Raw genomic sequence first — 13,413 nt, forward strand, 5'->3', positions numbered from 1 at the left:
ATATGTCGAGGCCGGCTGGCTGGGCCGCAAGACGGGCCGGGGCTTCTACGACTATCGCAGCGAAGCCCCGGTGCCGACGCGCTGACACCCGAACCCCATTCCCAAGGAGTGACCGACATGCTTGACAAGCCCCTGCTGAAGGCCAAGGACGCGCCCGACCTGGGCCGCTTCGACTGGGAGGATGCCTTCCGCCTGGACGAGCAGTTGACCGAGGACGAACGGATGCTGCGCGACGCGGCCCGCGCCTATGCCCAGGACCGGCTGCAGCCCCGCGTGATCCGCGCCTTTGCCGATGAGGAGACCGATCCCGCGATCTTCCGCGAGATGGGCGAGATGGGCCTTCTGGGCGTGACGGTGCCTGCGGAATACGGCGGGCTTGGCGCGGGCTATGTGTCCTATGGCCTGATCGCGCGCGAGGTCGAGCGGGTCGATTCGGGCTATCGCAGCATGATGTCGGTGCAGTCCAGCCTGGTGATGTATCCGATCTATGCCTATGGGTCCGAGGAGCAGCGGCGGAAATACCTGCCGAAGCTTGCGAGCGGCGAGTTCATCGGCTGCTTCGGCCTGACCGAACCCGATGCGGGATCGGACCCCGCGGGCATGAAGACCACCGCCCGCAAGACCGCGAACGGCTATGTGCTGAACGGCGCGAAAACCTGGATCTCGAACAGCCCCATTGCCGATGTCTTCGTGGTCTGGGCGAAATCCGAGGCCCATGGCGGCAAGATCCGCGGCTTCGTGCTGGAGAAGGGCACCAAGGGCCTTTCGGCGCCGAAGATCGCGGGCAAGCTGTCCCTGCGCGCCTCGATCACCGGCGAGATCGTGATGCAGGATGTCGAGGTGGGCGATGACGCGCTGCTGCCCCATGTCGAGGGGCTGAAGGGTCCGTTCGGTTGCCTCAACCGCGCCCGCTATGGCATCAGCTGGGGCGTGCTGGGGGCGGCGGAATTCTGCTTCCACGCCGCGCGGCAATACGGCCTCGACCGCAAGCAGTTCGGGCGGCCCCTGGCGAATACGCAGCTTTTCCAGCTGAAGCTGGCGGACATGCTGACCGAGATCAGCCTGGGCCTTCAGGCCTCCCTCCAGGTCGGGCGGCTGCTGGACGACGCCAATGCCGCGCCCGAGATGATCTCGGTCGTCAAGCGCAACAATTGCGGCAAGGCCCTGGCGATCGCACGGGTGGCCCGCGACATGCATGGCGGCAACGGCATTTCCGAGGAATTCCAGGTGATCCGCCACATGGTGAACCTGGAAACCGTCAACACCTATGAAGGCACCCACGATGTCCACGCCCTGATCCTGGGCCGCGCGATCACCGGCCTTCAGGCCTTTAGCTGAGGACCCTGACCCATGAAGATCCTCGTGCCCGTGAAGCGGGTGATTGACTACAACGTGAAGGCGCGGGTTCGCGCAGACGGGTCGGGGGTTGACCTGTCGAATGTGAAGATGTCGATGAACCCCTTTGACGAGATCGCGGTGGAGGAGGCGATCCGGCTGAAGGAGCGGGGGGCGGCGTCCGAGGTGATCGTGGTCAGCGTGGGCGTGCGTCAGGCGGCCGAGACGCTGAGGACGGCCCTGGCGATGGGCGCGGACCGGGCGATCCTTGTGGTGGCGGCCGACGACGTGCACCAGGACATCGAGCCGCTGGCGGTGGCCAAGATCCTGAAAGCCGTGGTCGATCAGGAACAGCCCCGGCTGGTGATCGCGGGCAAGCAGGCCATCGACAACGACATGAACGCCACCGGCCAGATGCTGGCGGCGCTCCTGGGCTGGGGCCAGGCGACCTTCGCCTCCAAGCTGGAGGTCGAGGGCGAGGTGGCGCGCGTCACGCGCGAGGTGGACGGCGGGTTGCAGACCATCGAGGTCAGGCTGCCCGCGATCGTCACCGCCGACCTGCGCCTGAACGAGCCGCGCTATGCTTCGCTGCCCAACATCATGAAGGCCAAGAAGAAGCCCTTGGAGGAGAAGACGGCCGCCGACCTGGGCGTGGACGTGAGCCCGCGGCTGGAGGTGGTAGGCGTGCGCGAGCCCGAGGGCCGCAGCGCGGGCATCAAGGTGGGCTCGGTCGATGAGCTGGTGACGAAGCTGAAAGAAGCGGGGGTGATCTGATGGCGGTTCTTCTTCTGGGGGAAGTCACGAACGGCGTTCTGAACCGGGACGCCACGGCCAAGGCGGTCAAGGCCGTGGCGCCGCTGGGCGAGGTGACGGTGCTGTGTGCGGGGGCAAGCGCGCGTGACGCCGCCGCCGAGGCCGCGAGCATCGCCGGCGTGGCAAAGGTGCTGGTGGCCGAGGACGCCCGCTACGGCCACCGCCTGGCCGAGCCCACCGCGGCGCTGCTGGCGTCCCTCGCGGGCGAGTACGAGCACATCGCGGCCCCCGCCACCACCGACGCCAAGAACGTGATGCCGCGCGTGGCCGCGATGCTCGACGTGATGGTGATCCCCGAGGTCTCGAAGGTGATCGACGCCGCGACCTTCGAGCGCCCGGTTTATGCCGGCAACGCCATCCAGACGGTGCGCTCGCGCGACGCCCGCAAGGTGCTGACGATCCGCACCGCCAGCTTCGAGGCGGCGGGCCCGGGCGGCAGCGCGCCGGTCGCGGAGGCCACACCGGCCGCCGATCCCGCCCTGTCGCAGTGGCTGGGCGACGAGGTCGCGGCCTCGGACCGTCCCGAACTGACCAGCGCCAGGCGGGTGGTCTCGGGCGGCCGGGCGCTCGGCTCGAAGGAGCAGTTCGCCCTGATCGAGGCGCTGGCCGACAAGCTGGGCGCCGCCGTGGGCGCCTCGCGCGCCGCCGTTGACAGCGGATACGCCCCGAACGACTGGCAGGTGGGCCAGACCGGCAAGGTGGTCGCGCCCGAGCTTTACGTGGCGGTGGGCATCTCGGGCGCCATCCAGCACCTGGCGGGCATGAAGGACTCAAAGGTCATCGTCGCCATCAACAAGGACGAGGAGGCGCCGATCTTCCAGATCGCCGACTATGGCCTGGTGGGGGATCTGTTCCAGCTGGTGCCGGAGATGACCGGGAAGGTGTGAGGACATCATGAAAGACATGCCGGTTACCTCGTTTCTGGACAGCGTCGGCGCGCATTTTGATGGTGCCTTCGCGCATATGTCCCTGTCGAAGGGCCTGCCAGAGCGGATCAAGGCCACGAACTCGATCTATCGCGTCACCTTTGGCGTTCGGCTGCGCGGCGAATTGATCAGTTTCACGGGCTGGCGCGCGGTTCATTCCGAACAGATCGAACCAGTCAAAGGCGGCATCCGCTATGCACCCGATGCCAACGGTGAAGAAGTCGAAGCCTTGGCCGCGCTCATGACCTTGAAATGCTCTCTGGTTGGCGTGCCGTTCGGCGGCTCGAAGGGGGCACTCTGCATCGATCCTCGCGAGTGGAGCGAACTGGAGCTGGAAAAGATCACCCGCCGCTTTACCCAGGAACTGGCACGACGCGGTTTGATCAGCCCAGGCCGAAACGTGCCCGCGCCGGATATGGGGACAGGTGAACGCGAGATGGCCTGGATGGCGGATGAGTATCGCCGCATCTCGCCGCTTGAAACGTTGAACGCCGCCGCGTGCGTAACGGGCAAACCGCTGTCGCGCGGCGGCATTGCGGGCCGGACCGAGGCGACCGGCAGGGGTGTGGCCTATGTCCTGGCCGAGCACTGTGAAGCGGCCGATGGAGCAGGCGCGCTGTCGGGAAAGCGGATTGTCATCCAGGGTTTTGGCAATGTCGGCGCCCATGCCGCGCAGGTTCTTGCAACAGAATACGGTAGCCTCATCACTGGCATCATCGAGCGCGATGTGTCTTTGTTCAACGACGCCGGCATCGATGTTATGGCTCTGCGCGAGCACCTTGCGCGGGGTGGCCGGATGGCCGAGTTCAATGGCGCAGAGGTCAGGACATCGTCTTTGGACGATCTTTGCACTGATTGCAATATCCTGATTCCCGCAGCTTTGGAAAATGTCATCACCGCCGCGAATGCGCCTTTGCTCAAGGCCCGCATCGTTGTCGAGGCAGCAAATGGGCCGATCGACTTCGAGGCTGACGGTATTCTGCAAGATCGCGGCATCACCGTCATTCCCGATCTTTGCGCGAACGCTGGCGGCGTGATCGTCAGCTATTTCGAATGGGTCAAGAACCTGACTCACATGCCGTTTGGTTTGATGGAGCGACGGATCACGCAACGACGCTTTTCGCACGTTGCAGACTTGATCGAAAATGCTTGCGCTCAATCTGTCCCTGCCCACATTCGTGCCGACCTGGCAGAATCCGGGTCGGAACTGGACCTCGTTCGGTCTGGCTTGGAGGAGATGATCCGCGCTGCCTATCGCCGCATCGCCGCGCGGCTGGCGGCGCAACCGGAACTCGGCTCGTTGCGCCGCGCAGGCTATGTATTGGCGATCGAGGAGGTCGCCAACGCCTATCGTGATCTGGGCATTTGAGCCATGACCGACACGCCCTGAGACGCCCGGCCCATGCCATCGAGGCCATCCGCCTGCGGCCCTTGCTGGTGATCACCATCGCCATCGTGGGCTTTGCCTATGCCGCGACGCATGGGGGCTTCGTGCTGGCCTCGCTGTGGCTGATCATCGCGGGTTCGCTTGCCGATCCGGGCGGCAAGTGGCGCCAGATCCTGCCGCTGGCGGCCGGCCTGACATTGTTCGGCGCCCTGGTCTTCGTCTATGGGTTGGGCGTGCAAGTCCCCCTGTGGCCCTTCTGAGAACCGTGGCCCTTCTGACAACCGTCGTCGTCTGGGGAGGATCGGATGACATTCTTTGACCTGCTTATGCTTGGTTTCAGCGAGGCGATCACGCCCGCGAACCTGGCCTTCTGCCTGCTGGGCGCCCTGCTGGGAACGCTGATCGGCGTGCTGCCCGGCATCGGTCCGACTGCAATCATCGCCGTCCTGCTGCCCATCACCTTCTTCCTGCCGCCGCTCGCCGGGATCATCATGCTGGCCGGCATCTATTACGGCGCGCAATATGGCGGCTCGACCACCGCCGTGCTGGTGAACCTGCCTGGCGAGGCATCTGCCGTCGTGACGACGCTCGACGGCTACCAGATGGCACGGCAGGGCCGGGCAGGGGCGGCGCTTGCCGTCGCAGCACTCGGGTCGTTCTTCGCGGGCACCGTGGCGACCTTCGCCATTGCCATCGCGGGACCGACGCTGTCCACCTTCGCGCTGTCCTTCGGACCGGCCGAATATGTCTCGCTGATGGTCTTCGGTCTTCTTGCCGCGACGATCCTGGCCAGCGGTCCGGTCCTGAAGGCGATCGGCATGATCCTGATCGGCCTTCTGCTGGGGATGGTGGGCACTGATCAGGCGACCGGTGCGGAGCGGCTGACCTTTGGTGCCATCGAACTGTTCGACGGCATCGACTTCATCGTCATCGCCATTGGCATCTTCGGCTTTGCCGAGATCATCACCAACCTGGAACGCAGCGGGTCCGAGGGCGTGAAGCTTGCCCCCTTGTCGCGCCTATGGCCCACGCGCGAGGATTTTCGCAATTCCTGGGGCGCTGTCCTGCGCGGCACGGGGCTTGGCACGCTTCTGGGTCTGCTGCCGGGCGGGGGCGCGACGCTTGCCTCCTTCAGCGCCTATTCGCTGGAAAAGAAAGTCTCGAAGCACCCCGAAAGGTTCGGCACCGGCGTGGTCGAGGGCGTGGCCGCCCCCGAGGCCGCCAACAACGCCGCCGCGCAGTCCTCGTTCATCCCGCTGCTGACGCTGGGCATCCCGTCCAACAACATGATGGCGATGATGCTGTCCGCCTTCATGATCCACGGCATCACGCCGGGACCGACCGTGCTGACCAACCAGCCCGAGATCTTCTGGGGCCTTGTCGCCTCCATGTGGATCGGCAACCTGCTGCTGGTGGTCATCAACCTGCCGATGATCGGGCTGTGGATGAAGCTGCTGACGGTGCCCTACCGGCTGCTTTATCCGGCGATCCTGCTGTTCTGCTGCATCGGCGTCTATTCGATGAACAACCGCATCTTCGACGTGATGCTGGCGGCGGGCTTCGGCCTGCTGGGCTATGTCTTCCGCAAGGCGAAATGCGAACCGGGGCCGCTGCTGCTGGGCTTCGTGCTGGGTCCGCTCTTGGAATCGAACCTGCGCCGCACGCTGCTGATCGAACAGGGCGACCCCTCGATCTTCATCGAGCGCCCCATCAGTCTGGTCATGCTGATTGCCACCGTGATCCTGCTGGGGCTGATGATCCTGCCCTCCTTCCGAAAAACCCGGGAAGAGGCGTTCCAGGAGGAAGAAGCCTAGACCCACCAGACGGCCGGAGGAAACTCCGGCCGTTGTTCTGTCGGGTGGCTTGGAGAGGAACTCCTTCCACCCTCAAGACTCACCGATTGCCTGAGGATCGCTCCTGTCGTGTGCTTCATGCTCTCGCAGGTGGCGGACAGCCGCCACAGCTGGCAATGAACTAGGATCTCACGGCTTTTGAGCCGCGAAGAATTGAGCTGCCTTTCTTAGCACCTCCCTCTCCTCCCGAAGAAGATCAGCATCCCGTTCGGGAACCCGGCCCTCTTTGGAAATCACCCGGATCCATTTTCCGAGCGTCGAAAGTCCCATATCCACCCTTCTTCTTGGCGAGCATTGCTCTCAGAAGACCGGAACGAAACCCGGGCAGGTCCAGGGCCAGCTATGACACGGCTCGACCGGGCACGTTGCGGCTGCTTCCGGACCAGGAACGGATCAAGGACTTGCGAGCAGATTACAGGGCAATGGCACCCATGATGTTTGACGAGGCACCACCATCGTTCAAAGACATTCTTGCGAGAATTGCTGCCCTTCAGGAAAGGGTCGACAGCTAGGCGCGGCAAATGTGAATGCTGACCATGACGGATTTTGAGGTGATACGCCCTCTGCTGGACACCAAGTCTTGAAATGCCCTTGAACGGCTTTCCCATAGGTTGACGCGGTGGGTTGCGGCGAGTTCCAGATGGTCATCATGGTCTTGGCAGGTCGCAAGGGCCGCTCTTGCCGCACGGCAAGTGCAGCTTTCGGCACGACGGCTGAAGTCATCGGCACGTTGCACATAAGGCACCAGGTCATAGCGACCCCGAAGATGCGTCCTGATGGCTTCCGATTGCATCGGGCGACGTGTCGCTGTCGGCAGCCGGTGACATGTGCAGGATCGTGCAGCTCCGTTCCGAAATCGCCGTTTGGGAATATAGCAGCGGGTGGTATCGCCCCTGCGCCCAGTCCCCCTGCAAATCCGCATAATGCGAACTTGCAGGCAGGCCGGACTGGCCAGGGGTATTGATGAAAAGGCTTTGATCCCAGTCACCGACATCGATCATCATGCGGACCGACGGTCCCATGATCACGTCCAGATCGGATGCACGGTATCCGGCATGGTTGGGCGAAGCCGACGAACCGCCAAGGGGCACCGGCGGCATCGACCAGTCTGCGGGCGCAAGCCGATGCAGCGGATGGCGCAATGTCAGTTGGTGGATCGCACCCCAGGACCAGGCTGCAGGATCCTTTCCCATCAAGGCCACGCAATCCTGCCAAGCGTCCTCGATGACCTTATCCAAGCCAGGAAATCCGGTCTCATGCCTCTCGAGCCAGTCCAGAAGGGCGGCGGGATCACAAGGCGCCAGCAAGGGCAGGACAGCGTCCGCCGCGCCCTCGGCACGCGCGATGGCGGCGCCCAGATGGCGCGACAGCAGGATTTCCAGAAAGGCAGCCGCACCGCTTTCCGGTGACAAGTCACCATTAAAGCCGCTCAGCAGGGCAGCCACATGAGGAGGCAAGCCTTGCCGCGCCAGCCAAGCCACCAGACGCAAAGCGGTGCGGGAATGGCAGCTTGTCTGAAATGCGGCGCAATCGGCCAGGGTCACGCGGTCGTTTTCGGCAAGCCGGGCATTCAGGAAATCATGGCGACTACTGTCCAGCCATTCAAAGCCGGGTGATGCCCCGCTCCAGTCAAGGGGCAGGTTCATGGCATTCGCCGTGGCAATGAAGCCGCAAGGCGGATCAATCTCCACCGGGTTGTCGGCAGGATCGTGCAGCCCGTGCCATTCGTTGCTGCCGTCACCCCATCCCGGCACCAGGCCGGAGGCTGCATCCGCACGGTGCGGCCAGGCGCCCGAAGGCTTCCAGACGATGTGTCCCTTAGTGTCGGCATAAACGTGGTTGACCGAGGGGCAGCCCCATCCTTTCAACGCATCCACATACGCCGCAGGTGATCGAGCCCGCATCACCGACAGGCTGGCCATGTAGGGCGCGGTGCCCGGCAGCGTCCAGACCGTGCGCAACGAGAAGGCATGGTTGTCCGTGACATGCAGGACCGGGCCGTGGCAGGTGAATCGCAGCACCGCTGGCTGATCGGGGTGACCCCTGACGGGCAGCGTTTCTTCGATCTGCTGCATCCGCCGCCACGCGCCCTGATGCCAATACAGGTCCGGATCGTCCGGACGCAGGCGATAACACAGGATGTCTTCCTGATCGTGGCCGAAGATGGTCAAACCGAAGGCCGCGTGTCCATTGTGGCCCATGGCGATGCCCGGCATCGTCGGCTCACCCGCGCCGATCACGTCCAAACCCGGCATGGTCAGGTGGACGACATAGCGGATCGAGGGCAGGGTATGGGTGCGGTGCGGATCAAGGCAAAGGATCGGACGGCCGCTGGCGGTGCGGTCGCCCGAGATCGCCCAGTTGTTCGACCCCTCGCCCGCCGCGATCCGGTCTATATCGCCCAGCGGGGTCGGCTGCGCCCATAGATGGGCCTGATCCAGCGTGGCGGTCAGCCGCTCGGGCGTGAAGCTGGCGGGACTGACCCCCAGCAGAAAGTCGCGCAACACCCGTTCCGACAGGATCGACAAGTCAAGTTCGTCGGGGACAATCGGGATGACGGCCGGGGAAAGCTTTTGTCGAAGCCCGTCCAGGCGGGCGCCCAGGACCGGCCCCGCTGCCGCCATGACTTGCGCCCGCAACAGTTCCGATGTCGCGTTGCGCGTCAAGGAATGGCTTCGGATGCGGACCACATCCTCCGGGTTCCAATGCGAGGGGCGATGAGCTAGCAACGCAAACTCGGGCGGCAAGGGCAAGTCGCCCGACAGGACGCCATCGACATGGGCGTTGATGCCCCGCGTGAAGGCGGTGCAGATCTCGCGGGCGTCGGGGGCGTAGGCGGCCCATTCCGCCGCCATGTCGCCGCGATACAGAAGCAGCCGTGCGGCGCGATCCTGCTCCAGGTAACCCGGTCCGAAGTCGCCCGCCAGAAGGCCCAAGCCGCGCTTGCGGGCAATGTCGATCTGCCACAGCCGGTCGCGTGCGGCGTTCCAGCCCTGCGCGAAGAACAGGTCGTCGCGGTTTTCGGCGCGGATATGGGCGATGCCCCAAGGGTCTATGCGGATGCTGACCGGGGCGTGAAGCCCCGGCAGCAGATGGGTGGCCTCCGGCATCGGCTCAGGTCAACTCCATGAACAGGCCGGCGTGAAGGCGGGCGCGCTCGATCAGGCTGTCTTCGAAGATGTGTTCGTTCAAGGTATGCAACCCTTCGCCGCGAACACCCGTCGAATCGATGGTCGGGATGCCAAGTGCGCCGGTGAAGTTCCCGTCCGAGCCTCCGCCCGAGGGCTTGTGGCCAAGCGTGAAGCCGACGCGATCCGCAATGCTTGCGGCGATGTCGTAAAGCGCCATGTCCTGCGGCTGGCCCGGTTTCCAGACCGGCCGGGTCACGCCGCGCGTCACGATCAGCTTCACGTCGTTTTCGGTGCCCGACAGCCCGAGCATGGCCGCGACGCCCTTTTCCAGATCCTCGTCGGTCTTGGCCATCGACAGCACCTCGGCCAGGCAGGACGAGGACACGCAGTTCACCCATTGCCCGGCATGGATCACGCCAACCGAGAAGGTGCAGTCATCGGTTGTCATGGCCTCGATCTCGGCCACCTTGCGGGCCATCATCGCGATGGCCGAACGTCCCTCCTTCAGCCGCCAACCCGCGTGGGACGGCACACCGCGCGTTTCCAGGTTGAAGCGCGCAATGGCATAGCGGCCGATCACGCAGGAACCGTCGGCCAGGGCCGGTTCGGGAACCACGACATACTTGTTGAGCCGCGCTTCCTGCTCGATCAGGTCGCGGGTGGCGGGGGTGCCGATCTCCTCGTCCGGGGTCAGCAGAAAGGTAACGGGCAAGGGTGTGCGGAGTCCTGCGCGCATGATCTGGCGCATCGCCTCCAAGGCGACGAAGTTGCCACCCTTCATGTCCTGGATGCCCGGGCCATAGACCTTGCCATCTTCGCGACGAAAGGGGTTCGAGGCCAGCGTGCCGACGGGATGCACCGTGTCCAGATGGCCGGACACGAGGATGCCTGGCTTGCCCTGTTCGGGATGAGGGAACTTGACCCGCAGCGACGGGCCGCAACCCATCCGGCCAGGAATGACTTCGAGGCTGGCGCCTGCGGCGGCGCAGTCATAGGCGGCGACATCGACCATGCGCGCCAGGGCCGCTGCATCGAAGGTCGGGCTTTCGGTTTCGATCCACGGGCGCAGGCGCGCGATCATGTCGTCCGGATCGAAGGGCAATTCCATGAAGGACATCACGCGGCCTCTCGGTTCAGCGGCATCCGGCGCTCCACGATGCGGGCATAGATCGACGAGCCGATGGGCAGCACCTCGGGGTCGAGGGTGAAGGCAGGGTTGTGCAATGCCCCCTGTCCACCGTGCATGACGTTGATATAGGCGCCCGGCACGGCGGCAGACATGTCGGCGAAATCTTCGGAACCCATGAACTGGGGGCAATCGGTGTCGATGTTGTCGGCCCCAAGAACATCGGCCGCGGCGGCGACATAGGCATCGGTCTGTTCGGGCGCGTTCACCAGCACGTCAAAGACGTTGCGGATGTCCAGGTCGATGGTGATGCCGTGCCCAAGCGCCAGTCCGTCACACAGTTCCTGCATCCGGGCGGCAACAAGATCCATCACGTCCTTGTCGAAATAGCGCACCGTGCCGGTGATCGTCGCGGTTTCCGGCACGATGTTGTAGGCGGAGCCGGTATGGAACTGCGTGCAGGACAACACGCAGGATTTCACCGGATCGACATTGCGCGCGACGATGGTCTGCAACTGCCCGATCAGGTCCGCGCCGATCACCAGCGCATCGCGCGAACGATGGGGCTGCGCGGCATGGCTGCCGCGGCCGCGAATGGTGATGTCGAAGAACGATGCCCCCGCCATCATCGCGCCCGTGCGGATGCGCGCGCGACCCAGTTGGGACATCGGCTGGTTGTGCATCCCATAGACCTCGTCCACGGGGAAACGCTGGAACAGCCCTTCCGCGATCATCTTGCGGGCACCGCCCAGTCCTTCCTCGGCCGGTTGGAAGATGAAGACGGCTGTGCCGTCGAAATCGCGCGTCGCGGCCAGATATTGCGCCGCGCCCAGAAGCATCGTGGTGTGCCCGTCATGACCGCAGGCGTGCATCGTGCCCGGCGTCTGCGAGGCATAGTCCAGCCCGGTGATCTCCTCGATGGGCAGCGCGTCCATGTCGGCGCGCAGGCCGATGCGGCGGTTGCCCTGACCCTTGCCATGCAGGATGCCGACGACGCCTGTCTCGCCGATGGCGGTGTGAACCTCGTCCAGGCCCCATTGGCGCAGCAGCCCTTCGACGATGCCGGCAGTGCGGCGTTCCTGGAAGCCGATCTCGGGGTGGCGGTGAAGATCCTCGAAAACGGCGCGCAGCTCGGGCGCGCGGTCGCGGATGAAGTCGATCAATGCCATGTCTTTCCTCTTTCGATCAGGCGACAAGCGGCTTGCGCGCCGCAAAATCCCAAAAGCGTCCCGGCGCGGCCCCGATCAGCGCGCGGGTGTATTCGTGCTGCGGATCATGCAGGACGCGTTCTGCCGATCCCTGCTCAACGACCGCGCCGCGCTGCATGACCAGAACCTCGTCACAGATCTGGGCGGCGACGCGCAGGTCATGGGTGATGAAGATGATCGCAATTCCGGTCTGGCGCTGGAGTTCGTCCAGAAGATCCAGCACCTGCGCCTGGACCGACACGTCCAAGGCCGACACGGCCTCGTCCGCGACCAGCACCTCGGGCTTCAGCATGACCGCGCGGGCGATGGCGATCCGCTGCCGCTGCCCGCCCGAGAACTGGTGCGGATAGCGCCGCAGCGCATCCTCGGGCAGCGAGATGATCTTCAACAACCGCTTGGCCTCGGCAATCGCCGTGTCGTAGGGAACGCCATAGTTCAGCGGTCCCTCGGTCAAGGACCGGGCAATGGTCCAGCGCGGGTTCAGCGAGCGGTAGGGATCCTGAAACACGACCTGCAGCTTTCGCCGCTTGGGCTTCATCTGCGAGGAGGTGAGGTGGGCAATGTCGTCTCCGTCCAGCAGAATCCGTCCGTCGGTCGGTTCGATCAGCCGCATGATGGAACGCGCAACCGTTGTCTTGCCCGAGCCGCTTTCGCCGACGATGCCCAGGGTCCGGCCGGGGGACAGATCGAAGGTGACCCCGTGCGAGGCCCGGACCTCGGTCTTCTTGCCCAAAAAGGATCCGCTGCGATAGGTCTTGCCCAGGTTCTGTGCGGCGAGGACCGGAGTCGCGGGGGGCGCCTGGCGCGACGGGCGCGGCACCAGGCTCGGCACCGCGTCCAGCAGCTTGCTGGCATAATCGTGACGCGGCGTTTCCAGCACCTGCCGGATCGGGCCGGTTTCCACGATCTCTCCCTGGCGCATGACACAGACGCGGTCGGCGATTTCCGCCACGACGCCCATGTCATGGGTAATGAACAGCACCGCCGTTCCGTGACGCTGCTGCATTTCCGCGATCAGCGACAGGATCTGCTGCTGCGTGGTCACGTCCAGGGCGGTCGTGGGTTCGTCCGCGATCAGCAGGGCGGGCTCAAGGATCAGCGCCATGGCGATCATGATCCGCTGGCGCTGCCCGCCTGAAAGCTGATGGGGAAAACTGTCGTAGATACGTTCAACGTCAGGCAGGTGGACCTGGCGCATGATGTCCAGAACCTTGGCCTTCTTTTCGGCCCGGCCCAGCTTCGTATGCAGATCCAGAACCTCGGTGATCTGCGGACCGACCTTCAGAACCGGGTTCAGGGCGGTCATCGGCTCCTGGAAGATCATCGCGAGGTCGGTGGCGCGGCGCTGCTTCATCTGGGCGGACGACACATCCAGCAGGTTCTGCCCGTTCAGGGCAATGCGCCCGCCTTCGACATGCAGCGCATTCCTGGGCAGCAAACCCATCGTGGCCAGCGAGGTGACGGACTTGCCTGATCCGCTTTCGCCCACAAGACAAACGGTTTCGCCCCGGCGAATGTCGAAGCTGACGCCCTTCAGCACCGGCGGCAGGTCGCGGTCCGAGACGCGCACCACAAGGTCACTGATTTCCAGAACCACCGGAGCGTCGGAAAAGTCTCTGCTTCTGAGGGTCATG

At 64.6% G+C, this 13,413-nt stretch carries 10 protein-coding genes; 6 read left to right on the forward strand and 4 right to left on the reverse strand.

Going from position 1 to position 13,413, the window contains the following annotated elements; genetic code table 11:
* Window positions 1-117: 117 nt before the first annotated feature.
* From JX613_RS11585 to JX613_RS11610, 6 genes are read left to right on the forward strand one after another with little or no spacing between them, the layout of a single operon-like run.
* Window positions 118-1,338, forward strand: coding sequence for an acyl-CoA dehydrogenase (locus JX613_RS11585; RefSeq protein ID WP_207101627.1), 1,221 nt, complete (start codon window positions 118-120; stop codon window positions 1,336-1,338).
* 12 nt (window positions 1,339-1,350) lie between these two features.
* On the forward strand, window positions 1,351-2,109 hold the full coding sequence (locus tag JX613_RS11590; RefSeq protein WP_207101628.1) for an electron transfer flavoprotein subunit beta/FixA family protein: 759 nt from the start codon (window positions 1,351-1,353) through the stop codon (window positions 2,107-2,109).
* Complete coding sequence (locus JX613_RS11595; protein WP_207101629.1) at window positions 2,109-3,035, forward strand: electron transfer flavoprotein subunit alpha/FixB family protein; 927 nt, start codon at window positions 2,109-2,111, stop codon at window positions 3,033-3,035. Before JX613_RS11590 ends, JX613_RS11595 begins: the two co-directional genes overlap by 1 nt.
* A 7-nt stretch (window positions 3,036-3,042) precedes the next feature.
* Window positions 3,043-4,443 (forward strand): Glu/Leu/Phe/Val family dehydrogenase, encoded by a 1,401-nt coding sequence (locus JX613_RS11600; RefSeq protein ID WP_207101630.1) that lies wholly within the window; start codon window positions 3,043-3,045, stop codon window positions 4,441-4,443.
* Window positions 4,440-4,721 (forward strand): tripartite tricarboxylate transporter TctB family protein, encoded by a 282-nt coding sequence (locus JX613_RS11605; RefSeq protein ID WP_207101631.1) that lies wholly within the window; start codon window positions 4,440-4,442, stop codon window positions 4,719-4,721. Before JX613_RS11600 ends, JX613_RS11605 begins: the two co-directional genes overlap by 4 nt.
* A 45-nt stretch (window positions 4,722-4,766) precedes the next feature.
* The gene (locus JX613_RS11610; RefSeq protein WP_207101632.1) at window positions 4,767-6,275 is read left to right on the forward strand and encodes a tripartite tricarboxylate transporter permease; all 1,509 of its coding nucleotides are present in this window, start codon (window positions 4,767-4,769) and stop codon (window positions 6,273-6,275) included.
* 788 nt (window positions 6,276-7,063) lie between these two features.
* Here the strand turns inward: JX613_RS11610 and JX613_RS11615 are convergent.
* Genes JX613_RS11615 through JX613_RS11630 form a run of 4 tightly spaced genes read right to left on the reverse strand, consistent with a single transcriptional unit; the run spans window position 7,064 to window position 13,412 of the window.
* The gene (locus JX613_RS11615; RefSeq protein WP_207101633.1) at window positions 7,064-9,424 is read right to left on the reverse strand and encodes a penicillin acylase family protein; all 2,361 of its coding nucleotides are present in this window, start codon (window positions 9,422-9,424) and stop codon (window positions 7,064-7,066) included.
* A 4-nt stretch (window positions 9,425-9,428) separates the two neighbouring features.
* Window positions 9,429-10,553, reverse strand: coding sequence for a M20/M25/M40 family metallo-hydrolase (locus JX613_RS11620; RefSeq protein ID WP_237168521.1), 1,125 nt, complete (start codon window positions 10,551-10,553; stop codon window positions 9,429-9,431).
* Between the two features lie 8 nt (window positions 10,554-10,561).
* On the reverse strand, window positions 10,562-11,740 hold the full coding sequence (locus JX613_RS11625; protein ID WP_207101635.1) for a M20 aminoacylase family protein: 1,179 nt from the start codon (window positions 11,738-11,740) through the stop codon (window positions 10,562-10,564).
* 16 nt (window positions 11,741-11,756) lie between these two features.
* Window positions 11,757-13,412 (reverse strand): ABC transporter ATP-binding protein, encoded by a 1,656-nt coding sequence (locus tag JX613_RS11630; protein ID WP_207101636.1) that lies wholly within the window; start codon window positions 13,410-13,412, stop codon window positions 11,757-11,759.
* Between the last annotated feature and the right edge of the window lies 1 nt (window position 13,413).

The sequence above is a fragment of the Paracoccus shandongensis genome (assembly GCF_017315735.1).
GTDB lineage: Bacteria > Pseudomonadota > Alphaproteobacteria > Rhodobacterales > Rhodobacteraceae > Paracoccus > Paracoccus shandongensis.

What these genes read in the sequence shown, in the direction of transcription:
- JX613_RS11585 (WP_207101627.1), top strand. Translation starts at nt 118, where the DNA reads ATGCTTGACAAGCCCCTGCTGAAGGCCAAGGACGCGCCCGACCTGGGC.
- JX613_RS11590 (WP_207101628.1), top strand. Translation starts at nt 1,351, where the DNA reads ATGAAGATCCTCGTGCCCGTGAAGCGGGTGATTGACTACAACGTGAAG.
- JX613_RS11595 (WP_207101629.1), top strand. Translation starts at nt 2,109, where the DNA reads ATGGCGGTTCTTCTTCTGGGGGAAGTCACGAACGGCGTTCTGAACCGG.
- JX613_RS11600 (WP_207101630.1), top strand. Translation starts at nt 3,043, where the DNA reads ATGAAAGACATGCCGGTTACCTCGTTTCTGGACAGCGTCGGCGCGCAT.
- JX613_RS11610 (WP_207101632.1), top strand. Translation starts at nt 4,767, where the DNA reads ATGACATTCTTTGACCTGCTTATGCTTGGTTTCAGCGAGGCGATCACG.
- JX613_RS11615 (WP_207101633.1), bottom strand. Translation starts at nt 9,424, where the DNA reads ATGCCGGAGGCCACCCATCTGCTGCCGGGGCTTCACGCCCCGGTCAGC.
- JX613_RS11620 (WP_237168521.1), bottom strand. Translation starts at nt 10,553, where the DNA reads ATGGAATTGCCCTTCGATCCGGACGACATGATCGCGCGCCTGCGCCCG.
- JX613_RS11625 (WP_207101635.1), bottom strand. Translation starts at nt 11,740, where the DNA reads ATGGCATTGATCGACTTCATCCGCGACCGCGCGCCCGAGCTGCGCGCC.
- JX613_RS11630 (WP_207101636.1), bottom strand. Translation starts at nt 13,412, where the DNA reads ATGACCCTCAGAAGCAGAGACTTTTCCGACGCTCCGGTGGTTCTGGAA.